Here is a 19,627-nt window from a genome sequence, read left to right as displayed (position 1 = left end):
GCTCACAGGTGGCTCACCCCCTCCGGGATGTCGTAGAAGGTGGGGTGCCGGTACGGCTTGTCGGCGGACGGGGCGAAGAACGGGTCCCGCTCGTCCGGCGAGGAGGCGGTGATCTCGGTGGAGGGCACCACCCAGATCGAGATGCCCTCGCCGCGCCGCGTGTACAGGTCACGGGCGTTGCGCAGGGCCATCTCCGCGTCGGGGGCGTGCAGGCTTCCCGCGTGCGTGTGCGAGAGGCCGCGGCGCGAACGCACGAAGACCTCCCACAGGGGCCAGTTCTGCGTCATACCCGTGCCTCCTCGTTCTGTTCGGCGTGCTCCGCCGCTTGCCTTGCCGCCTGCTTGTCCACGTACGCCGCGGCGGCGTCGCGCACCCAGGCGCCTTCCTCGTGGGCCGTGCGCCGCTGGCCGATCCGCTGCTCGTTGCAGGGGCCGTTGCCCTTCAGCACGTCCCAGAACTCCGCCCAGTCGATGGCGCCGAAGTCGTGGTGCCCGCGCTCCTCGTTCCACCTGAGGTCCGGGTCGGGCAGGGTCAGGCCGAGGGACTCGGCCTGCGGGACGGCGATGTCCACGAACCGCTGGCGCAGCTCGTCGTTCGAGTGGCGCTTGATCCGCCAGGCCATCGACTGCGCCGAGTGCGCCGACTCGTCGTCCGGCGGGCCGAACATCATCAGGGAGGGCCACCACCAGCGGTTCACCGCGTCCTGCGCCATGGCGTGCTGGGCCTCGGTGCCCCGCGAGAGGGCGAGGAGCAGCTCGTACCCCTGGCGCTGGTGGAAGGACTCCTCCTTGCAGATCCGGACCATGGCGCGGGCGTAGGGCCCGTAGGAGCAGCGGCAGATCGGCACCTGGTTGGTGATCGCCGCGCCGTCCACGAGCCAGCCGATCGCGCCGACGTCGGCCCAGGTCAGGGTGGGGTAGTTGAAGATCGAGGAGTACTTCTGCTTCCCCGAGTGGAGCTTGTCGAGCAGCTCGTCGCGGCTGGTGCCGAGCGTCTCGGCCGCGCTGTAGAGGTACAGCCCGTGGCCGGCCTCGTCCTGCACCTTGGCCATCAGGATCGCCTTGCGGCGCAGCGAGGGCGCGCGGGTGATCCAGTTCGCCTCGGGCTGCATGCCGATGATCTCGGAGTGGGCGTGCTGTGCCATCTGGCGGACCAGGGAGGCGCGGTACTCGTCGGGCATCCAGTCGCGCGGCTCCACGCGCTCGTCCGCCGCCACGGCGGCGTCGAACGCCGCCGCGAGCTGTGTGCCCAGGTCAGCAGTCATGCCCGTCCCGTCCGTCCTGTCTGCCCCGAGGGCCGTGTCCGGTCCCGTCTCCGGGGTCACTGCCACCATCACGGCCCCCTGTCAGTGCCTGCCGTCCGCCCGACCGACCGATCGTTCGGTTCATCCGCTTCAATGGTGAGACGACGGCCCGTAGGGTGTCAACCTCTGTGGTCAACCCTGTGGACGCCGGACGATCGGGGCGGGATGGATGCGAACGGGCACGAGCTCGCCGAAGGGGCCGCTCCGCCACCGCCCCGGGCGCCCGGAATAGCCGGTCTGTCCACCCCGTACCGGGTCGTCACGGCCCTGGCCCTGGGGGCCGTCGCCGTGGCGGTCTGCGCCCACCTTGCGCTCGTCTTCCTGCACGTGGCCCCCTCCAACACGGTCAGCAAGCAGCACGCACGGGCGATCGACAGCTGGATCTATCCCGAGTTCGAACAGAACTGGAAGCTGTTCGCCCCCAACCCGCTCCAGCAGAACATCGCCGTGGAGGCGCGCGCGGAGGTGCGCACCGCCGGCGGCGAGCTGATCACCACCGGCTGGCGCGACCTGAGCGCCGAGGACAACGCCGCCATCCGGCACAGCCTGCTGCCGAGCCACACCCGGCAGAACGAGCTGCGCCGGGCCTGGGACTTCTTCACCGGCTCCCACGACGAGGACAACAAGCCCACCGGCGATCGGGGCGAGCTGTCCGAGGAGTACCTGCGGCGGATCGCCGTGAACCGGCTCTCCCCGCAGCACCCGGGCGGCCACCTCCTGCGGATCCAGCTGCGCTCGGCGACGACCTCGGTGCCCGCGCCGGAGTGGAGCACCGAGACCACCGACACCCAGACCTACTACCGGGAGCTGCCGTGGTGGACGGTGTGAGGCGGGCCCGCGCGGCGCTCGGGCAGGCGGCCGCGAAGGTCACCGGAGAGGCGCTCGGCCCCTACCAGAGCGCCGTCGTGCGCATCGGCTTCGCCGGGACCTGGCTGTTCTTCCTGCTGTGCGAGTTCCCGAACCGCGCGGAGCTGTACGGGCCGGACGGGCCGTGGAGCTGGCGCCTCGCGGAGCGACTGACCGACTCCAACGGTGCCTTCACGGTGCTGATGTGGTCCGACTCGGCGCTGTGGTTCGAGAGCGTCTACGCCGTCTCGGTACTGGCGAGCGTGGGGCTGCTGCTGGGCTGGCGCACGCGGGCGACCTCCGTGGTGTTCATGGTCGGGGTGCTGTCGCTGCAGAACCGCAGCGTGTTCATGGGCGACGGCGGGGACAACGTCATCCACCTGATGGCGATCTACCTGGTGCTCACCCGGTGCGCCCAGGTGTGGTCGCTGGACGCGCGGCGGGCCCGGCTGCGCGGGTCGGCCTGCGCGGGCGCCGCCGGGCCGGTGCTGTGGGGCGCGCTGGGGCTCGTGTTCGCGTACGGGGCCGTGACCGGCGGGTTCGGCTACGGCTGGCTGGCGGCCTTCGCGGCGGTGTGGGTGGCCTGCGGGCTGTGGTGGCTGGTGGACCGCCACGATCCGGAGGGCGAGGGACGGGCGGTCCTGGACGTCCTCGCCAACCTGCTGCACAACGCGGGGCTGCTGGTGATCATGGCGGAGGTCTGCCTGATCTACGCGACGGCGGGCTGGTACAAGATCCAGGGCTCGCGGTGGCAGGACGGTACGGCGCTGTACTACCCCCTGGGGCTGGACTACTTCACCCCGTGGCCGGGGCTGTCGGCGCTGGTCGCGGGGAGCGGGACGCTGGTGATGCTGCTGTCGTACGGGACGGTGGCGGTGCAGGTGGCGTTTCCGTTCACGCTGTTCAACCGGCGGGTCAAGAACGTGCTGCTGGCCGTGATGATGCTGGAGCACGCGGGGATCGCGGTGCTGTTGGGGCTGCCGTTCTTCTCTTTGGCGATGATCGCCGCCGACGCGGTGTTCTTGCCGACGGGCTTCCTGATCTGGCTCGGCGCCCGTGCCGCGGGCCTGCGCCCGAGCCGTGCCGTCGCCGCCGAGCCGGTCCCCGCGCCGCGCGAACCGGAGCCGGTCCGGGGGACCGTAGGGTCGGGGCATGAGTGAGCAGACGGGCGCGGACGAGACGGTGCGGGAGTGGCGGGAGGCCGCCGAGCGGCCGGACCTCGTGCTGCTCGACGGATTCCACGCACTGAAGCACGCCCTCCGCTTCGGCGCCGACGTACGCATCGCCCTCGCCGACGACCCCACCGGCGTCCGCGCGCTCGCCGCCGAGCTCGCTCCCGACGTGCAGGCCGACGTGGCCCGGCTGGTGCGCCGGGCCGGACTCAAGGAGCTGCTCCCCCGAGTGCACCCCACCGGCGTCGCGGCCCTCGCCGTACGCCCCGACCGCGCGGCCGCCCTCGCCGGGCTCGGGCGGGTGCCCAGGTCCGCGCCCGTCGTCGTCCTCGACAACCCCCGCAACCTCGGCAACGTCGGCGCCGTCGTCCGCCTCGCCGCCGGCTTCGGCGCCACCGGCGTGGTGACCCGCGGCGACCTGGACCCCTGGCACCCGAACGTGGTCCGGGCCGGGGCCGGTCTGCACTACGCCACCACCGTCGAGCGCCTCGCGCTGGACGAGCTGCCGCCCGGGCCGCTCTACGCGCTCGACCCCGAGGGCGTGGACATCCGTACCCTCACCCTCCCGGACGACGCCCTCCTCGCCTTCGGCTCGGAGCGCCACGGGATCTCACCCGAGCTGCGCGAGCGGGCGGACCACCTCGTCTCCCTGCCCATGCGCCCGCAGGTCTCCAGCTACAATCTCGCCACCAGCGTCGCCATGGCGCTCTTCCACTGGGGCGGCCCGCCCGCCAGCGAACACAAAGGGTGAATGCGCGGGCGCATCGGAGAGCTGAGCCGGCGGACCGGGGTACCGGTGCCGACGATCAAGTACGACGTCCGGGAGGGCCTGCTCCCGCCCGGTGACGCGGTCTTCGCCGCCCTGCGCGGGGTGGCCCAGGCGGACGCCTCCTCCCGCGTCTTGGGGCAGGAGGCGTCCGGGGCCTGATCCGCCTGATCAGGCGGAGGCGTCCTATGCCTGGCGGCGGACCTCCACCACGCGGAAGCGGTTCGCGACGAAGGCGCCGTCGCACAGCGCGGCGTTGGCCGCCGGGTTGCCACCGGAGCCGTGGAAGTCCGAGAACGCGGCGGTCTGGTTGACGTACACCCCGCCGGTCAGGTTCAGCGAGAGCTGCGCGGACTCCTCCAGGCAGACCTCCTCGATCGCCCGCTCGGTGTCGGCCGAGGTCGTGTACGCGCCGACCGTCATGGCGCCCTTCTCCCGCACCGTGCGGCGCAGCAGGTCGAGGGCGTCGGCGGTGGTGTCCACGGCCACGGCGAAGGCGACCGGGCCGAAGCACTCCGAGAGGTAGGGCGCCTCCGGGTCCGGCTTGGCCGCGTCCAGCTTGACCAGGACGGGGGTGCGGACCACGGCGTCCGGGAACTCGGGGTTCACGACCTCCCGGGAGGCCAGCGCGACCTCGCCCAGTCCGGCCGCCGCTTCCAGGCGGGCCTTGACGTCCGGGTTGACCAGCGCGCCGAGCAGCGCGTTGGCCCGGGCATCGTCGCCCAGCAGGCCGCCGACCGAGGCGGCGAGGTCGGCGACGACCTCGTCGTAGGTCTTGTGGCCGGCGTCCGTGGCGATGCCGTCGCGCGGGATCAGCAGGTTCTGCGGGGTGGTGCACATCTGGCCGCTGTACAGGGACAGGGAGAACGCGAGGTTCGCCAGCATCCCCTTGTAGTCGTCGGTGGAGTCCAGGACGACGGTGTTGACGCCGGCCTTCTCCGTGTAGACCTGCGCCTGGCGGGCGTTGGCCTCCAGCCAGTCGCCGAACTCCGTGGACCCGGTGTAGTCGATCAGCTTGATCTCGGGACGGACGGCCAGGTCCTTGGCGATGCCCTCGCCCGGGCGCTCGACCGCGAGCGCCACCAGGTTCGGGTCGAAGCCCGCCTCCGCGAGGACCTCGCGCGCCACCTTGACGGTCAGTGCGAGCGGCAGCACGGCCCGCGGGTGCGGCTTGACCAGCACGGCGTTGCCGGTGGCGAGGGAGGCGAACAGACCGGGGTAGCCGTTCCACGTCGGGAAGGTGTTGCAGCCGATCATGAGGGCGATGCCGCGCGGGACCGCGGTGAAGCTCTTGCCGAGGTTCAGCGGGTCCTTCTTGCCCTGGGGCTTGGACCAGTCGGCCTGCCCCGGGACCCGGGTCTGCTCCTCGTAGGCATAGGCCACGGCCTCGAGGCCGCGGTCCTGCGCGTGGGGGCCGCCGGCCTGGAACGCCATCATGAACGCCTGGCCGCTGGTGTGCATGACCGCGTGCGCGAACTCGTGGGTGCGGGCGGAGATGCGGGCCAGGATCTCGATACAGACCAGGGCGCGCGCCTCGGGTCCCGCGTCGCGCCAGGCACCCATGCCGGCCTTCATCGCGGGCAGCAGCACGTCCGGGTCGGCGTGCGGGTACTCGACGCCGAGCTCCGGGCCGTACGGGGACACCTCGGAGCCCGTCCAGCCGTCGGTGCCGGGCTGGCCCAGGTCCAGCCGCGTGCCCCGCAGGGCCTCGAAGGCGGCGAGCCCGTCGGCCGGCGCGGTCTCGCCGTACGCCTTGGGGTGCTCGGGATGCGGGGACCAGTAGGCGCGGCTGCGGATCGCCGACAGGGCCTGGTCCAGGGTGGGCCGGTGCTTGGCGGACAACTGGGGGACGGTGAGCTCGGCGGCCATCAGGGACCAACTCCTCGTTGAGCCGGGCGAAGAAGAGCAGACTGGAGTTAGAGTAACCGAACGATCGGTCGGGACAAGAGGGCCCGGCAGACCTGTGGATAAGTCGGTGCGGGAGGATCAGGACATGACAGCAATCGAGCGGTCCCGCACTGTGGCGGTCGTCGGCGCGGGCACCATGGGCCAGGGCATCGCCCAGGTCGCCCTTCTCGCAGGTCACCGCGTGCTGATCTACGACATCGACGCCGCACTCGCCGCCGACGGCGTGGGCTTCGTGCAGGACCGCGTCGAGCGGATGGCCGCCAAGGGCCGCCTGGACCGGGCCGAGGCCCAGGACGCGATCGGCCGGATCGCGTCGGCGCCCGCCCTCCCGGACCTCGCCGGGGCCGCCCTCGTCATCGAGGCGGTGGTCGAGAACGTCACCGTCAAGCAGGCGCTCTTCGCCGCTCTCGAAGAGGTGGTCGCGCCGGACGCGCTGCTCGCCACGAACACCTCCTCGCTCTCCGTCACCGAGCTCGCCGCCGGGCTCGCGCACCCCGGCCGCTTCCTCGGCCTCCACTTCTTCAACCCGGCCCCGCTGCTCCCGCTCGTCGAGGTGGTCAGCGGTTCCGCGACCGACCCGGCCGCCGCCGAGCGCGCGTACGGCACCGTCCTCGGCTGGGGGAAGACACCGGTCCGCTGCGCCGACACCCCCGGCTTCATCGTCAACCGGATCGCCCGCCCCTTCTACGCCGAGGCCTTCGCGGTGTACGAGGAGCAGGGCGCCGACCCGGCCACCATCGACGCCGTGCTCCGCGAGAGCGGCGGCTTCAAGATGGGCCCCTTCCAGCTGACCGACCTGATCGGCCAGGACGTCAACGAGGCCGTGACCCGCTCCGTGTGGGAGTCCTTCTTCCACAGCCCCAAGTTCACCCCCTCCCTCGCGCAGCGCCGGCTGGTCCAGTCGGGTCGCCTCGGCCGCAAGTCGGGCCACGGCTGGTTCCCGTACGGCCCGGACGCCGTCGCCGCGCAGCCGCACACCGCCGGACCCGAGGAGGCCCCGGCCAAGGTCACCGTGGTCGGCGACCTCGGGCCTGCGGCGGAGCTGACCGACCTGCTGGAGGAGGCCGGGATCGCGGTCACGGCCACCGAGCACGGGGGCCCGTACATCCAGCTGCCCGGCGAGGGCCAGCTGGTCCTCGCGGACGGGAAGACCTCGGTCGAGTTCGCGGACGTCGTGTACTTCGACCTCGCGCTCGACTACCGCGGCGCCACCCGCATCGCGCTCTCCGCCGGCGAGGACACCAGCGAGCGGACCCTCGCCGAGGCGGTCGGCCTCTTCCAGAAGCTGGGCAAGCAGGTATCCGTCATCGGTGACGTTCCCGGCATGATCGTCGCCCGGACCGTGGCGATGCTGATCGACCTCACGGCGGACGCCGTGGCCCGCGGGGTGGCCTCGGCCGAGGACATCGACACGGCGATGCGGCTCGGGGTCAACTACCCGGTGGGCCCGGCCGAGTGGCACGAGCGGCTCGGCCGGGACTTCGCCTACGACCTCCTGCACAACCTCGACGAGCGCTGTCCCGGCGGCCGGTACGCGCCCTCGCTGGCGCTGTTCAAGCTGGGCTACGCCGCGGGTGACGAGGAGGAGGCCGAATGACGACGGTCAAGCGGGACACGTACACCCCCGAGACGCTGCTGTCCGTCGCCGTCCAGGTCTTCAACGAGCGCGGCTACGACGGCACCTCGATGGAGCACCTCTCCAAGGCCGCGGGCATCTCGAAGTCCTCCATCTACCACCACGTCACGGGCAAGGAGGAGCTGCTGCGGCGGGCCGTCAGCCGCGCCCTCGACGGCCTCTTCGCGGTCCTGGAGGAGCCGGGGGCGGTCCGCGGCCGGGCGGTCGACCGCGTCGAGTACGTCACCCGCCGCACGGTCGAGGTGCTGGTCGGCGAGCTGCCGTACGTGACGCTGCTGCTGCGCGTGCGCGGCAACACCCGGACCGAGCGCTGGGCGCTGGAACGCCGCCGCGAGTTCGACCACCAGGTGGCCGACCTGCTCAAGGCCGCCGCGGCCGACGGCGACCTGCGGGCGGACGTCGACATCCGGCTGGCCACCCGACTGCTGTTCGGCATGGTGAACTCCCTCGTCGAGTGGTACCGCCCGCACCCGGGAACCAGCCAGGACCAGCTCGCGGACGCGGTGGTCAGCATGGCCCTGGACGGACTGCGCACCGCCCGCTGACCTGCGGGTGCCCCCCTTCGCCGCGCCGCCGGGCGTTTCTGTAGCCTGAGCGGGATTCAGTCTTGAGCGCGTTCAAAACGTGCTTTCAGGACACATCGCACCGAGCGAAAATGGGGGGACCGGTGCGCAGTCGCCGTCTCGTAGTCTCAGCCGCCGCGATCGTCGCGGCCGTCGTCGGTGTCCTGCCGGGCACGGCCCAGGCCGCGGATCCGTCCGCGCCGGCCGTCCGGCAGGTCGCCAAGCCCTCCGACCCGAAGAAGGTCGGAGCGTCCCACTTCAGGACCTTCACCAGCGGCGCCGACAAGTCCGTCCGGAAGGGTGCCCCCGGCGCCGCCCGGACGGCGGGCGTCGCCGCCGCCGGCAATCCGGACCTGCAGGTGGCCCTGAGCGCCACCAACACCGGCGCGCACTCCCTCCAGCTGGAGGCGAACGTCACGAGCGCCGACGCCGCGCTCGAGGTCAGCATCTCCTGGGGCGACGGGGGCCCGGTGCAGTACCTCACCGCCTCCGGTTCTGCCCTGCTGATGCCGGAGCACACCTACGCCGAGGTCGGCGAGTACACGATCAAGGTCGGCGTGAACGACGTCGCCAACAAGGTGTACGTCGAGAACGAGGTCGCGGTCGTCACCTCGGGTTCCGAGTTCACGCCGTACGAGCCCACGCGTCTGCTGGACACCCGCGAGGGGTTCCGCGCGCCGAAGGCCAAGGTCGCCCCGTACGGCTCCGCCCGGGTGAAGATCGGCGGCTACGGCACGATCCCGGCCGGCGTGCAGGCCGTGGTCCTCAACGTCACCGTCACCAACACCACCAGCGCCGGCCACATCACGGCCTTCGACACGGGCAACCAGCGGCCGAACGCCTCGAACATCAACTTCGAGCCCGGCCAGACCGTGCCGAACCTGGTCGTCGTCCCCGTCGGCAACGACGGCTCCGTGGACCTTTACAACGGCGGCTGGGAGTCGGTCGACCTGATCGCCGACATCACCGGCTACTTCATGCCGAAGGCGGCCAACGGCTACACGCCGATGGAGCCGACCCGGTTCGTCGACACCCGTGACGGCCTCGGCACGAACAAGGGCCAGGTCCCCGGTCAGACGAGCTTCGGCACGCAGATCGCCGGCCTGCGCGGGGTGCCCCAGGGCGTCAAGGCCGTGGCGCTCAACGTCACGGTGACCGGCCCGAAGGAGGCCGGCCACCTGATCGTCTACCCGGGCGGCGGCAGGATCCCGCTCGCGTCCAACGTGAACTTCACCGCCGGTCAGACCGTCGCCAACTCGGTGATCGTGCCGGTCGGCGCCGACGGGTCCATCAACATCCGCAACAACGCCTGGGCCGGCGCCGACGTCGTGGTGGACGTCGTCGGCTACTACAGCCCGGCCGGCAAGGGTGCCTTCATGCCGCTCTCGCCGATGCGCTGGCTCGACACGCGCGACCCGGAGGGCGCGATCAGCGGGGCCTTCGGGCCGATCGCCGGCCGCGGCTACCTGGCCGTGCCGTTCTTTCCGGAGGACGGCGGCGTCAGCGCGTACGTCCTGAACACCACCGTCACCAACACGGCGGGCGGGGGCTTCCTCTCGGTCGCCCCGGACCCGAACACGGTGGAGCAGTACGAGAAGGGCACCGCCGTCACGCCGGCGCGACCCGGCGCCTCGACGCTGAACTGGACGAAGGGCAGGACCGTCCCGAACCTGGTCCAGGCGAGCGGGGGCCAGAACGGCATCGTGGACTTCTGGAACCAGGGCTGGGAGAAGACCGACCTCGTCGTCGACATCTCCGGCTACTACGAGAACCCGGTGATCAAGCCGTAGCACCCGCGGCACCCACGGGTGCCGGGCACAGCGCCCCGGGAACGGCCCTCCACGGCCGTTCCCGGGGCGCTGTCGCGCGTACGGACTACTCCTCGGTGAGCGCCGGGGGGCCGCCCGCACCCGGCCCGCCCTGGCCGCCCGGTCCGCCCGGTCCCGTGTCCAGGAGATCCGTTTCCTCGAAGACCAGCAGGGTGCGCGTGGAAAGGACCTCCGGGATGGCCTGGAGACGGGTCAGGACCAGCTCGCGCAGCGTCCGGTTGTCGGGCGTGTGCACCAGCAACAGGACGTCGAAGTCCCCGCTGACCAGCGCGATGTGGGCGGCCCCCGGAAGCTCGCGCAGCTGCTCGCGCACCGTCCGCCAGGAGTTCTGGACGATCTTCAGGGTGATGTACGCCGATGCGCCCTGGCCCGCGCGTTCGTGGTTGACGCGGGCCGTGAAACCGCGGATCACCCCGTCGTCGATGAGCCGGTTGATGCGGGCGTAGGCGTTCGCGCGCGAGACGTGCACCTGCTCCGCCACCGACCGTATCGACGCACGGCCGTCCGCCTGGAGCAGCCGCATGATCGACCGGTCGATCGGGTCCAGGGGGCGGGGTGTGACCGGCGGGACCGCCGGGGCACCGGGTGTGCCCGGGGCGCCCCCCGGTGGAACCGGTGCGGAACCGGCTCCGACCATTTGTTCATCCGGCATTGCCCGATGCCTCCCTCTCCTGGACGTCCTGCATCCATCCCAGGGCCCCGGCGCCAGTTTGTCCACAGCCTGGAGTCGCCTGTAGCCAAATTGCGCGGACAACCGAACAATCGGTAGGTGAGGCGCCTCACACCCGAGCCGTCGCCTCCCCCAGCTACGGCTGGGGGTGCCCCCAGCCCGCTTCCCACGAGGAGGTGTACGCCGCCATGACGGTCCAAGAGCTGCCCGGTGCCGGTGCGTCCCACCGTCCCACCCCGCCGCCCGCCTGGAGGCCCCGTACGGACGCCGCTCCGCTGCTCCCGGACCCCGAGCCCCACCGGGTCCTGGGCACCGAGGCGGCCGACCGGCTGGACCCCGCGCTGATGCGGCGCTGCTACGCCGAGCTGGTGCGCGGCCGCCGCTACAACGCCCAGGCCACGGCACTGACCAAGCAGGGCCGGCTCGCCGTCTACCCCTCCACCGTCGGCCAGGAGGCCTGCGAGATCGCGGCCGCGATGGTCCTCGAGGACCAGGACTGGCTCTTCCCGAGCTACCGCGACACCCTGGCGGCCGTGGCGCGCGGACTGGACCCCGTACAGGCGCTGACCCTGCTGCGCGGCGACTGGCACACCGGCTACGACCCGCGTGAGCACCGCATAGCCCCGCTCTCCACCCCGCTCGCCACCCAGCTGCCGCACGCGGTGGGTCTGGCGCACGCGGCCCGGCTGCGCGGCGACGACGTCGTCGCCCTCGCCATGGTCGGCGACGGCGGCACCAGCGAGGGCGACTTCCACGAGGCGCTGAACTTCGCCGCCGTCTGGCAGGCCCCGGTGGTCTTCCTGGTGCAGAACAACGGCTTCGCGATCTCCGTCCCGCTCGCCAAGCAGACCGCCGCCCCGACGCTGGCCCACAAGGCCGTGGGGTACGGGATGCCCGGCCGGCTGGTCGACGGCAACGACATCGCGGCGGTGCACGAGGTGCTGTCCGAGGCGGTCCGGCGGGCCCGGGCCGGCGGCGGTCCGACGCTGATCGAGGCGGTCACGTACCGGATGGAGGCCCACACGAACGCCGACGACGCGACCCGCTACCGCGGTGACGCCGAGGTCGAGGCCTGGAAGGCGCACGACCCGATCGATCTCCTGGAGCGCGAACTGACCGCGCGCGGGATCATCGACGAGGCGGGCATCCAGGCGGCGCGCGACGAGGCCGAGGTGATGGCCGCGGCGCTCCGCGAGGGGATGAACGCGGACCCGGTGGTGGACCCGATGGACCTGTTCGCGCACGTGTACGCGGAGCAGACGGACCGGCTGCGCGAGCAGGCGGCCATGCTGCGCGCAGAGCTGGAAGCCGAGGACCAGGCGTGACAACGGTGGCGGCGGCGAAGTCCGCGAAGCCGGGGGCCAAGCCCTCGACGATGGCGCAGGCCCTGACCCGGGCCATGCGCGACGCCATGGCCGAGGACCCGACGGTCCACGTCATGGGCGAGGACGTGGGCACGCTCGGCGGGGTCTTCCGGATCACGGACGGGCTCGCGAAGGAGTTCGGCGAGGACCGGTGCACGGACACCCCGCTCGCGGAGGCCGGGATCCTGGGCGCGGCGGTCGGCATGGCCATGTACGGGCTGCGGCCGGTGGTCGAGATGCAGTTCGACGCCTTCGCCTACCCGGCGTTCGAGCAGCTCATCTCGCACGTCGCGAAGATGCGCAACCGCACGCGCGGCGCGATGCCGCTCCCGATCACCATCCGTGTGCCGTACGGCGGCGGGATCGGCGGCGTGGAGCACCACTGCGACTCCTCCGAGGCGTACTACGTCGCGACGCCCGGCCTGCACGTGGTGACCCCGGCGACCGTCGAGGACGCGTACGGACTGCTGCGCGCGTCGATCGCCAGCGACGACCCGGTGGTCTTCCTGGAGCCGAAGCGGCTCTACTGGTCGAAGACCGACTGGTCGCCCGAGGCGCCGGCGGCCGTGCCCGGCATCGGCAAGGCCCTGGTCCGGCGGGCGGGCACGAGCGCGACGCTGATCACCTACGGGCCTTCGCTGCCGGTCTGCCTGGAGGCGGCCGAGGCGGCGCGCGCGGAGGGCTGGGACCTGGAGGTCGTGGACCTGCGCTCGCTCGTCCCCTTCGACGAGGAGACGGTCGTACAGTCCGTACGCCGCACCGGGCGCGCGGTGGTCGTCCACGAGGCGAACGGCTTCGGCGGACCCGGCGCGGAGATCGCCGCTCGCGTCACGGAGCGCTGCTTCCACCACCTGGAGGCGCCGGTGCTGCGGGTCACGGGCTTCGACATCCCGTACCCGCCGCCGATGCTGGAGAAGCACCACCTGCCGGGCGTGGACCGGATCCTGGACACCGTGGCACGCCTGCAGTGGGAGAACTGATGCCGCAGGTCATGGAATTCAAGCTGCCGGACCTCGGTGAGGGCCTCACCGAGGCGGAGATCGTGCGCTGGCTGGTGGCGGTGGGCGATGTCGTCGCCATCGACCAGCCCGTCGTGGAGGTCGAGACGGCCAAGGCGATGGTGGAGGTGCCCTGCCCGTACGGCGGAGTGGTCACCGCCCGCTTCGGCGAGGAGGGGCAGGAGCTGCCGGTCGGGGCTCCGCTGATCACCGTGGCGGTGGGTGCGGCGTCGCTCCCCGAGGCCCCGGCGGCCCCGGCCGCCGAGGCCGACGGCTCCGGCAACGCGCCCCGGCCCCTGATCGGTTACGGCTCCGACCACTCGCGCCCGGCGCGTCGGCGACGGGTGCGACCCGTCACCGCCGCGGTGTCGGCGCCCGTGGTCGCCCCGGCTCCCGCGGTCGCGGCGCCGGTGGTTCCGGCTGCTCCGGCGGCTCCCGCCGGGCCGGTGCCGGTCATCTCGCCGCTGGTGCGGAAGCTGGCCAAGGACAACGGCGTCGACCTGCGGGCCCTGCACGGGTCGGGCCCGGAGGGGCTGATCCTGCGGGCGGACGTCGAGGCGGCGCTTCGTGCCGCGCAGCCGGTGGCCGCACCGGCGCAGGCCGCACCGGCTCCGGCCGCGCAGGGCGAGCGGATCCCGCTCAAGGGCGTGCGGGGCGCGGTCGCCGAGAAGCTGTCGCGCAGCCGTCGGGAGATCCCGGACGCCACCTGCTGGGTCGACGCGGACGCCACCGAGCTGATGGCGGCCCGCGCCGCGATGAACGCGGTGGGCGGCCCCAAGATCTCGGTGCTGGCGCTGCTGGCCCGGATCTGCACGGCGGCGCTGGCCCGCTACCCGGAGCTCAACTCCACGGTGGACCTGGAGGCGAAGGAGATCGTCCGGCTCCCGGCCGTGCACCTGAGCTTCGCCGCGCAGACCGAGCGGGGCCTGATGGTCCCGGTGGTCCGGGACGCGCAGGACCGCAACCCGGAGTCCCTCTCGGCGGAGTTCGCCCGCCTGACGGAGCTGGCGCGGACCGGGAAGCTGGCGCCGGCCGACCTGACGGGCGGGACCTTCACCCTGAACAACTACGGGGTGTTCGGGGTCGACGGCTCCACGCCGATCATCAACCACCCGGAGGCGGCGATGCTGGGCGTGGGCCGGATCATCGACAAGCCATGGGTCCACGAGGGGCAGTTGGCGGTCCGCAAGGTCGTCCAGCTGTCGTTGACCTTCGACCACCGGGTCTGCGACGGCGGCACGGCGGGCGGCTTCCTCCGCTACGTCGCCGACTGCGTGGAATCCCCGGCGGTCCTGCTGCGCAGCCTGTAGCTCCGCGGGGTGGGACGCGGTCGCCGCTGCGCGCAGCCTCCCCCACCCCGCCCCTTCCCGGAACCGGGGCCGTGCCACGGAGTCGGGAGGGGCGGCGGGGTTCAGGCCGCGTGGGTGCGGATCGCCCGGACGGGCGCTCCGCGGAGACGCGCCGGAGGGGCTGGTGCCCGCCGCGCTCAGACCGTGAGCAGCAGTTTGCCCACGTGGCTGCTCGACTCCATGACCCGGTGGGCCTCGGCGGCGTCCGCGATGGGGAACGACGCGTGGACCACCGGGCGGATCCGGCCCGCGGCCACCAGCGGCCACACGTGCTCCCGTACGGCCGCGACGATGGCCGCCTTCTCCTCCAGCGGGCGGGCCCGCAGGGTGGTGGCGGTGATCGCCGCGCGCTTGGCGAGCAGCGCGCCGAGGTTCAGCTCGGCCTTCACGCCGCCCTGCAGCCCGATCACCGCGAGGCGGCCGTTCACGGCCAGGGCGTCCACGTTCCGGGAGAGGTACCTCGCGCCCATGATGTCGAGGATCACGTCCGCGCCGGCGCCGCCCGTCGCCGCCTTCAGCTCCGCCACGAAGTCCTGTTCGCGGTAGTCGATCAGGACATCCGCGCCCAGCTCCTTGCAGCGCGCCAGCTTCTCCGGCCCGCCCGCCGTCACGGCGACCGTGGCGCCCACCGCCTTGGCCAGCTGGATCGCCATCGTCCCGATCCCGCTGGACCCGCCGTGCACGAGCAGGGTCTCGCCGGGCCGCAGCCCGGCCACCATGAACACGTTGGACCACACGGTCGTGACGACCTCGGGCAGTGCGGCGGCCGTCACCAGGTCCACGCCCGCCGGGACCGGCAGCAGCTGACCCGCCGGAACGGCCACCCGCTGCGCGTACCCGCCGCCCGCCAGCAGGGCGCACACCTCGTCACCCACCGACCAGCCGGACACCCCCGGCCCGATCGAGGCGATCCGACCGGAGCACTCCAGCCCCGGATAGGGCGAGGTGCCGGGCGGTGGGTCGTAGAACCCCTGGCGCTGGAGGACATCGGCGCGGTTCACGGCGCTCGCCGCGACCTCGACGAGGACCTCGCCGTCGCCCGCCACCGGATCGGGGACGTCGGTCCAGACGAGGGCCTCGGGGCCGCCGGGCTGCTCGATGGTGATCGCATGCATGGCCCGGAGGCTACGCGAACTCGCCCCTACTCGGCAGAGCCCAGGGTCAACGGAGGCGTGCCGGACGGGGCCGCACGGACGATGGTGATGAGACGGTCCGTCAGCTGGATCGGGCTCGCGTGCGGATCGTCGTAGGCGAGCAGCCGGTGTCCGCGCAGCACGTTCACCACCAGGTCGTCGGTGTCCCGCACCGACTTGCCCACCTCCGACTTGCGGACGGGCCGTTCGATCAGGTCGAGGCCGCTGCCCTGGTGGATCAGGTCCTCCATCACGGTGCCCGCGCTCGGGCTGAGCACCGAGAGGCCCAACAGCCGGCCGGCCGCGCTCGCGCTCGTGATGACGGCGTCGGCGCCGGACTGGCGCAGCAGCGGGGCGTTCTCCTCCTCGCGCACCGCCGCGACGATCTTCGCCCCGCGGTTGAGCTGCCGGGCCGTCAGCGTGACCAGGACCGCCGTGTCGTCCCGCTGGGTGGCGATGACGATCTGACGGGCCTTCGGCAACTCGGCGCGCAGCAGCACCTCGGAGCGGGTGGCGTCGCCGACCACACCGGTGAGCCCTTCCGCGTTGGCCATGTCGATCACCTTGGCGCTCGGGTCGACGATGACGACCTGCTCCTTGCTGAGGCCCGTGGCCAGCAGCGTCTGGAGGGCCGAGCGGCCCTTGGTGCCGAAGCCGACGACGACCGTGTGCTCACGCAAGTTCTTCCTCCAGCGCTTCAGCCGCCACTCTTCCCGCGTCCGTTCCGTCAGGACTTCCAGGGTGGTGCCGACCAGGATGATCAGGAACAGCACCCGCAGCGGTGTGATCAGCAGGATGTTGACCAGCCGCGCGCTGTCGCTGTACGGGACGATGTCGCCGTAGCCGGTCGTCGACAGCGTCACGGTCGCGTAGTAGAAGCAGTCGAGGAAGTCGACCTGCTCGTTGGCGTTGTCGTGGTAGCCGTCGCGGTCCAGCCACACGATGAAGACCGTCAGGAAGAGCACGAAGAGGGCCATCAGCAGGCGTTTGGTGACCTGCCGGAGCGGCTGTTCGACGATCCGCTTGGGCAGTTTGATGCGCCGCGAGACGAGCCTTTCGTCGGCTTCGCGGGCCATGGCGTCCTGACCGTGAAGTTTCACGTGAAACATCCCCCGGAAGTCCACGGCAGATCGAGGATTTCCAGGTCCTGCCCGGAGCGCGCGCCCTTGGGCGGTACGACGGCCAGCGCGTCGGCGGCCGCCACACCGCGCAGCATGGCCGGTCCGTGGTAGCGCAGCGGCACCGCGTGCTCGTCGCTCAGCAGCACCGGGACCAGCCGCGTGTCGTACGGGTGGCCGGGTACGTCGCCCTGGACCGGCGCCGTGTAGCGGGGGCGCTTGCGGCGGCCCGCGAGGGCGCGCAGCAGGGGCTCGGCGAGGGTCAGCAGCCCGGAGACGGCGGCCAGGGGGTTGCCGGGCAGCCCGACCAGGTGCCGCCCGTCCGCCCGGTCGCCGATGCGGGCCAGCAGCATCGGGTGCCCCGGGCGTACCGCCACCCCGTCGACCAGCAGCTCGGCGCCCGCCTCGCGCAGGACGGGGTGGACGTGGTCGACGGGCCCGGAGGCGGTGCCGCCGGTGGTCAGCAGCACATCGGCGGTGGACCCGGTGACGGCCTCCAGCAGGGCCGCGGCCCCTTCCGGATCGTCGCCGAGCCTTCGCGTGCCGATGACCTCGGCGCCCAGCCGGGCGAGCCAGGGGCCGAGCATGGGGCTGAGGGCGTCGCGGATCAGTCCGTCGTGCGGGCGGCCCTCGGTGAGCAGTTCGTCGCCGAGGACCAGGATCTCCACGCGGGGCCGGGGCCGGGTGGCCAGCTCGTCGTACCCGGCCGCCGCGGCGAGCCCGAGGACGGCCGGGGTGACCAGGGAGCCGGCGGGCAGCAGCAGGTCCCCGGAGCGGCACTCCTGGCCGCGCGGGCGGATGTCCTGGCCGGTGAGGACGGGCCGGTCGGCGAAGAGCTGGGTGCCCGCCTCACGGCAGTGCTCGGTACGGATGACGGCGGTGGTGTCGGCGGGGATCCGCGCGCCCGTGGCGATCCGTACGGCCTCGCCGTCCGCGAGGGGCGCGGGCCGCTCGGAACCGGCCAGGACGCCGGCGCCGGACCGGACGCTCCAGGGACCGGGACCGGCGACGGCCCAGCCGTCCATGGCGGAGGTGTCGAAGGACGGCAGGTCGGTCAGCGCGTCCAGGGGCGCGGCCAGGACCTCGCCGAGGGCGTCGGCGAGGGGAACCCGGTGCGTATGGGCCCGCACTCCGGCCCCGGCACGGACGGCGGCCTCGCGGGCGCGCGGCCAGGGGGCGGCCCGGTGGTCGCCCGCCCCGCCGCCTTCGGGGGCGCGGCTGACCAGGGCCAGGGCCTCGTCGAGGGCCCGTTCGGCGGAGTTCGCGGGGGTCATCCGGAGCCGTTCTGTTCGGCGGTGGCGTCGCCCCCCGCGTCGGTTCCCGCGTCGGCCTCGGCCTCGGCGGCCCAGCGCAGCGCCAGGTCGGCGGCCTTGCGGGAGGCCTCGGCGACGGCCTGGGCGGGGTCGGCGCCGGTGGCGGCGGCTTGGGCGGCCGCGTAACCGACCAGGAAGGTGGTCAGCGGGGCGGCGGGGCGGGCGACGCCGTGGGCGGCGTCCCGGGCGAGGTCGAGCAGGGTCTTGACGTCGACCTCGAGGTCGATGCCCAGCTCGTTCTTGGCGGCGGTCATCCATTGGTCCAGCACGCTCCCATGCTCCCTGATGCGGGCTCGGGCGGCGGCGAGATCGTCCCAGGTGTCGCAGTCGAACGAGGCGAGTGGCTGCGCCGTGACGCGGGCGAGGTGCAGTTCGGCGGTGAGCGCGCGGAGCGGGAGTCCGGTGAGGGTGCCGTGTTCCGTGGCCAGCAGGGCGATCTCGCGGCGCAGGGGCTCGGCGCGGTAGGCGGCGACCAGCGGCTGGTCCCGGCCGTCGGGATCGCGCAGCATCGCCCCGTCCGGGCCGGGCGCGTCGAGCAGGGCCCGTACGGTCGCCCGGTCCAGGAACGGCAGGTCCGCGGAGAGTACGAGGACCAGTTCGGCGGTGGTCCCGCGCAGCCCGGCGTCCAGCGCGGCCACGGGCCCGCCCCCGGGCGGATCCTCCCGGGTCCAGCGGACCGGGCGCGCGGTGGGGCGGCGGCCGCCGACCACGACCGTGGTCCGGGCGTCGGGGCAGGCGTCGAGGACGCGGTCGAGGAGGGCGCGGCCGCCCACGCTCAGCGCGGGCTTGTCCGCCCCGCCGAGGCGCCGCGCGGCGCCGCCGGCCAGCACGATCGCGTCGTAGCTCATGCCCATGAGTATGCGCGGAGCATGTCCCCTGCGGAGAGCCGCACTTCCCCCGGGCTTATCCGGGCGGGGCCGTGTTCGTGCCGGCGGGGCCGAACAGGGCGGCCGACGAAAGCGAAAGCGAAAGCGGAGGCGGGTCCGGCCCGCGCCGGGGGGCGTGGACCGGACCCGCCTTTGTCTGCGGACCGCCGGAGGCTAGAGGTACGGGCCCGAGCGGATCGCGCCGTGGCCGCCGTCCTCGTCGTCGTCGTGGGGGCCGCCCGGCGGGAGGGCGCGCCGCATCTGCTCCAGCTGGGCCCGCGCCGCCATCTGCTGCGCGAACAGGGCCGTCTGGATGCCGTGGAAGAGACCTTCCAGCCAGCCCACCAACTGGGCCTGCGCGATGCGCAGTTCGGCCTCGGAGGGAATGGCCTCCTCGGTGAACGGGAGGGACAGGCGCTCCAGTTCCTCCACGAGCTCCGGGGCCAGACCGTCCTCCAGCTCCTTCACCGAGGCGGCATGGATGTCCTTGAGCCGGACCCGGCTCGCCTCGTCGAGAGGCGCGGCACGTACCTCTTCCAGGAGTTGCTTGATCATGCTGCCGATGCGCATGACCTTGGCGGGCTGTTCGACCATCTCCGTCACCGGGACCTCGCGCGACTCGTCATCGGCGTCGCCGACCGCCGTCCCGTCCTGTCCCACGATCAGAACGTGCGGGGGACTGTCCTGCGACCGTTCACTCCTCGGCATCTCCATGCCGTCATTCTCTCGCACACCTTCGTTCTCACACGGTGTGCCCCCGTACAGTCGTGATCCACCCTGTACGGGGGCCCGG

Annotated in this window: 18 protein-coding genes and 1 pseudogene; 10 read left to right on the top strand and 9 right to left on the bottom strand. The window is 72.9% G+C overall.

Annotated features, from left to right (window positions below):
* Positions 1–2: 2 nt before the first annotated feature.
* Positions 3–287, bottom strand: coding sequence for a 1,2-phenylacetyl-CoA epoxidase subunit PaaB (gene paaB / locus ACZ6JT_RS19170; protein ID WP_030009045.1), 285 nt, complete (start codon positions 285–287; stop codon positions 3–5).
* Positions 284–1,333, bottom strand: coding sequence for a 1,2-phenylacetyl-CoA epoxidase subunit PaaA (paaA, locus tag ACZ6JT_RS19165; protein ID WP_469211203.1), 1,050 nt, complete (start codon positions 1,331–1,333; stop codon positions 284–286). The genes paaB and paaA overlap by 4 nt, the downstream gene beginning before the upstream one ends.
* A 135-nt stretch (positions 1,334–1,468) precedes the next feature.
* On the opposite strand from paaA, the gene ACZ6JT_RS19160 reads away from it, so the two are divergent.
* The 4 genes and pseudogenes from ACZ6JT_RS19160 to ACZ6JT_RS19145 all read left to right on the top strand — a co-directional run.
* The gene (locus ACZ6JT_RS19160) at positions 1,469–2,131 is read left to right on the top strand and encodes a DUF5819 family protein (RefSeq protein ID WP_469211202.1); all 663 of its coding nucleotides are present in this window, start codon (positions 1,469–1,471) and stop codon (positions 2,129–2,131) included.
* Positions 2,119–3,309 carry an HTTM domain-containing protein gene (locus tag ACZ6JT_RS19155; protein WP_469211200.1) on the top strand — a complete coding sequence of 397 codons (1,191 nt, stop codon included), beginning with the start codon at positions 2,119–2,121 and terminating at the stop codon, positions 3,307–3,309. The genes ACZ6JT_RS19160 and ACZ6JT_RS19155 overlap by 13 nt, the downstream gene beginning before the upstream one ends.
* On the top strand, positions 3,302–4,072 hold the full coding sequence (locus ACZ6JT_RS19150) for a TrmH family RNA methyltransferase (RefSeq protein ID WP_469211199.1): 771 nt from the start codon (positions 3,302–3,304) through the stop codon (positions 4,070–4,072). Before ACZ6JT_RS19155 ends, ACZ6JT_RS19150 begins: the two co-directional genes overlap by 8 nt.
* A pseudogene (locus ACZ6JT_RS19145) lies at positions 4,073–4,168 on the top strand (MerR family DNA-binding transcriptional regulator); the annotation flags it as partial.
* A 105-nt stretch (positions 4,169–4,273) separates the two neighbouring features.
* Here ACZ6JT_RS19145 and paaN read toward each other — a convergent pair.
* Complete coding sequence (gene paaN / locus ACZ6JT_RS19140) at positions 4,274–5,956, bottom strand: phenylacetic acid degradation protein PaaN (protein WP_469211197.1); 1,683 nt, start codon at positions 5,954–5,956, stop codon at positions 4,274–4,276.
* Between the two features lie 124 nt (positions 5,957–6,080).
* On the opposite strand from paaN, the gene ACZ6JT_RS19135 reads away from it, so the two are divergent.
* The 3 genes from ACZ6JT_RS19135 to ACZ6JT_RS19125 all read left to right on the top strand — a co-directional run bounded on the left by ACZ6JT_RS19135 (position 6,081) and on the right by ACZ6JT_RS19125 (position 9,984).
* Complete coding sequence (locus tag ACZ6JT_RS19135; protein WP_469211196.1) at positions 6,081–7,592, top strand: 3-hydroxyacyl-CoA dehydrogenase; 1,512 nt, start codon at positions 6,081–6,083, stop codon at positions 7,590–7,592.
* Complete coding sequence (locus ACZ6JT_RS19130) at positions 7,589–8,176, top strand: TetR/AcrR family transcriptional regulator (RefSeq protein WP_469211194.1); 588 nt, start codon at positions 7,589–7,591, stop codon at positions 8,174–8,176. The genes ACZ6JT_RS19135 and ACZ6JT_RS19130 overlap by 4 nt, the downstream gene beginning before the upstream one ends.
* A gap of 122 nt (positions 8,177–8,298) precedes the next feature.
* Complete coding sequence (locus tag ACZ6JT_RS19125; RefSeq protein ID WP_469211192.1) at positions 8,299–9,984, top strand: hypothetical protein; 1,686 nt, start codon at positions 8,299–8,301, stop codon at positions 9,982–9,984.
* An 85-nt stretch (positions 9,985–10,069) separates the two neighbouring features.
* Here the strand turns inward: ACZ6JT_RS19125 and ACZ6JT_RS19120 are convergent, their stop codons facing one another.
* Positions 10,070–10,675, bottom strand: a complete 606-nt coding sequence (locus tag ACZ6JT_RS19120) for an Lrp/AsnC family transcriptional regulator (protein ID WP_469211191.1) — start codon at positions 10,673–10,675, stop codon at positions 10,070–10,072.
* Positions 10,676–10,881: 206 nt separating this feature from the next.
* On the opposite strand from ACZ6JT_RS19120, the gene pdhA reads away from it, so the two are divergent.
* Genes pdhA through ACZ6JT_RS19105 form a run of 3 tightly spaced genes read left to right on the top strand, consistent with a single transcriptional unit; the run spans position 10,882 to position 14,365 of the window.
* The gene (gene pdhA / locus ACZ6JT_RS19115; RefSeq protein ID WP_030718772.1) at positions 10,882–12,018 is read left to right on the top strand and encodes a pyruvate dehydrogenase (acetyl-transferring) E1 component subunit alpha; all 1,137 of its coding nucleotides are present in this window, start codon (positions 10,882–10,884) and stop codon (positions 12,016–12,018) included.
* A 50-nt stretch (positions 12,019–12,068) separates the two neighbouring features.
* Positions 12,069–13,037, top strand: coding sequence for an alpha-ketoacid dehydrogenase subunit beta (locus ACZ6JT_RS19110; RefSeq protein ID WP_469211572.1), 969 nt, complete (start codon positions 12,069–12,071; stop codon positions 13,035–13,037).
* On the top strand, positions 13,037–14,365 hold the full coding sequence (locus tag ACZ6JT_RS19105; RefSeq protein ID WP_469211189.1) for a dihydrolipoamide acetyltransferase family protein: 1,329 nt from the start codon (positions 13,037–13,039) through the stop codon (positions 14,363–14,365). Before ACZ6JT_RS19110 ends, ACZ6JT_RS19105 begins: the two co-directional genes overlap by 1 nt.
* Positions 14,366–14,541: 176 nt before the next feature.
* Here the strand turns inward: ACZ6JT_RS19105 and ACZ6JT_RS19100 are convergent, their stop codons facing one another.
* From ACZ6JT_RS19100 to ACZ6JT_RS19080, 5 genes are all read right to left on the bottom strand, one after another.
* Positions 14,542–15,519, bottom strand: coding sequence for an NAD(P)H-quinone oxidoreductase (locus tag ACZ6JT_RS19100; RefSeq protein WP_469211188.1), 978 nt, complete (start codon positions 15,517–15,519; stop codon positions 14,542–14,544).
* A gap of 26 nt (positions 15,520–15,545) precedes the next feature.
* Entirely contained in the window at positions 15,546–16,646 is a 1,101-nt protein-coding gene (locus ACZ6JT_RS19095; protein WP_469211186.1) for a potassium channel family protein, read from the bottom strand.
* Complete coding sequence (locus tag ACZ6JT_RS19090; protein WP_469211184.1) at positions 16,634–17,929, bottom strand: molybdopterin molybdotransferase MoeA; 1,296 nt, start codon at positions 17,927–17,929, stop codon at positions 16,634–16,636. Before ACZ6JT_RS19090 ends, ACZ6JT_RS19095 begins: the two co-directional genes overlap by 13 nt.
* Positions 17,926–18,816: an NTP transferase domain-containing protein gene (locus ACZ6JT_RS19085; protein WP_469211182.1), complete on the bottom strand. Its 891-nt coding sequence runs from the start codon at positions 18,814–18,816 to the stop codon at positions 17,926–17,928. Before ACZ6JT_RS19085 ends, ACZ6JT_RS19090 begins: the two co-directional genes overlap by 4 nt.
* Positions 18,817–19,008: 192 nt before the next feature.
* Positions 19,009–19,548, bottom strand: coding sequence for a bacterial proteasome activator family protein (locus ACZ6JT_RS19080; protein ID WP_030014634.1), 540 nt, complete (start codon positions 19,546–19,548; stop codon positions 19,009–19,011).
* Between the last annotated feature and the right edge of the window lie 79 nt (positions 19,549–19,627).

The organism is Streptomyces sp. NPDC046308 (genome assembly GCF_055588065.1).
Note: the sequence above shows the minus strand (reverse complement) of the source record. Positions and strands in the feature narration are given on the sequence as shown.

What these genes read in the sequence shown, in the direction of transcription:
- paaB (WP_030009045.1), bottom strand. Translation starts at nt 287, where the DNA reads ATGACGCAGAACTGGCCCCTGTGGGAGGTCTTCGTGCGTTCGCGCCGC.
- ACZ6JT_RS19085 (WP_469211182.1), bottom strand. Translation starts at nt 18,816, where the DNA reads ATGAGCTACGACGCGATCGTGCTGGCCGGCGGCGCCGCGCGGCGCCTC.
- ACZ6JT_RS19080 (WP_030014634.1), bottom strand. Translation starts at nt 19,548, where the DNA reads ATGGAGATGCCGAGGAGTGAACGGTCGCAGGACAGTCCCCCGCACGTT.
- ACZ6JT_RS19095 (WP_469211186.1), bottom strand. Translation starts at nt 16,646, where the DNA reads ATGTTTCACGTGAAACTTCACGGTCAGGACGCCATGGCCCGCGAAGCC.
- pdhA (WP_030718772.1), top strand. Translation starts at nt 10,882, where the DNA reads ATGACGGTCCAAGAGCTGCCCGGTGCCGGTGCGTCCCACCGTCCCACC.
- ACZ6JT_RS19090 (WP_469211184.1), bottom strand. Translation starts at nt 17,929, where the DNA reads ATGACCCCCGCGAACTCCGCCGAACGGGCCCTCGACGAGGCCCTGGCC.
- paaA (WP_469211203.1), bottom strand. Translation starts at nt 1,333, where the DNA reads ATGGTGGCAGTGACCCCGGAGACGGGACCGGACACGGCCCTCGGGGCA.
- ACZ6JT_RS19100 (WP_469211188.1), bottom strand. Translation starts at nt 15,519, where the DNA reads ATGCATGCGATCACCATCGAGCAGCCCGGCGGCCCCGAGGCCCTCGTC.
- ACZ6JT_RS19130 (WP_469211194.1), top strand. Translation starts at nt 7,589, where the DNA reads ATGACGACGGTCAAGCGGGACACGTACACCCCCGAGACGCTGCTGTCC.
- ACZ6JT_RS19105 (WP_469211189.1), top strand. Translation starts at nt 13,037, where the DNA reads ATGCCGCAGGTCATGGAATTCAAGCTGCCGGACCTCGGTGAGGGCCTC.
- paaN (WP_469211197.1), bottom strand. Translation starts at nt 5,956, where the DNA reads ATGGCCGCCGAGCTCACCGTCCCCCAGTTGTCCGCCAAGCACCGGCCC.
- ACZ6JT_RS19110 (WP_469211572.1), top strand. Translation starts at nt 12,069, where the DNA reads ATGGCGCAGGCCCTGACCCGGGCCATGCGCGACGCCATGGCCGAGGAC.
- ACZ6JT_RS19120 (WP_469211191.1), bottom strand. Translation starts at nt 10,675, where the DNA reads ATGCCGGATGAACAAATGGTCGGAGCCGGTTCCGCACCGGTTCCACCG.
- ACZ6JT_RS19150 (WP_469211199.1), top strand. Translation starts at nt 3,302, where the DNA reads ATGAGTGAGCAGACGGGCGCGGACGAGACGGTGCGGGAGTGGCGGGAG.
- ACZ6JT_RS19135 (WP_469211196.1), top strand. Translation starts at nt 6,081, where the DNA reads ATGACAGCAATCGAGCGGTCCCGCACTGTGGCGGTCGTCGGCGCGGGC.
- ACZ6JT_RS19160 (WP_469211202.1), top strand. Translation starts at nt 1,469, where the DNA reads ATGGATGCGAACGGGCACGAGCTCGCCGAAGGGGCCGCTCCGCCACCG.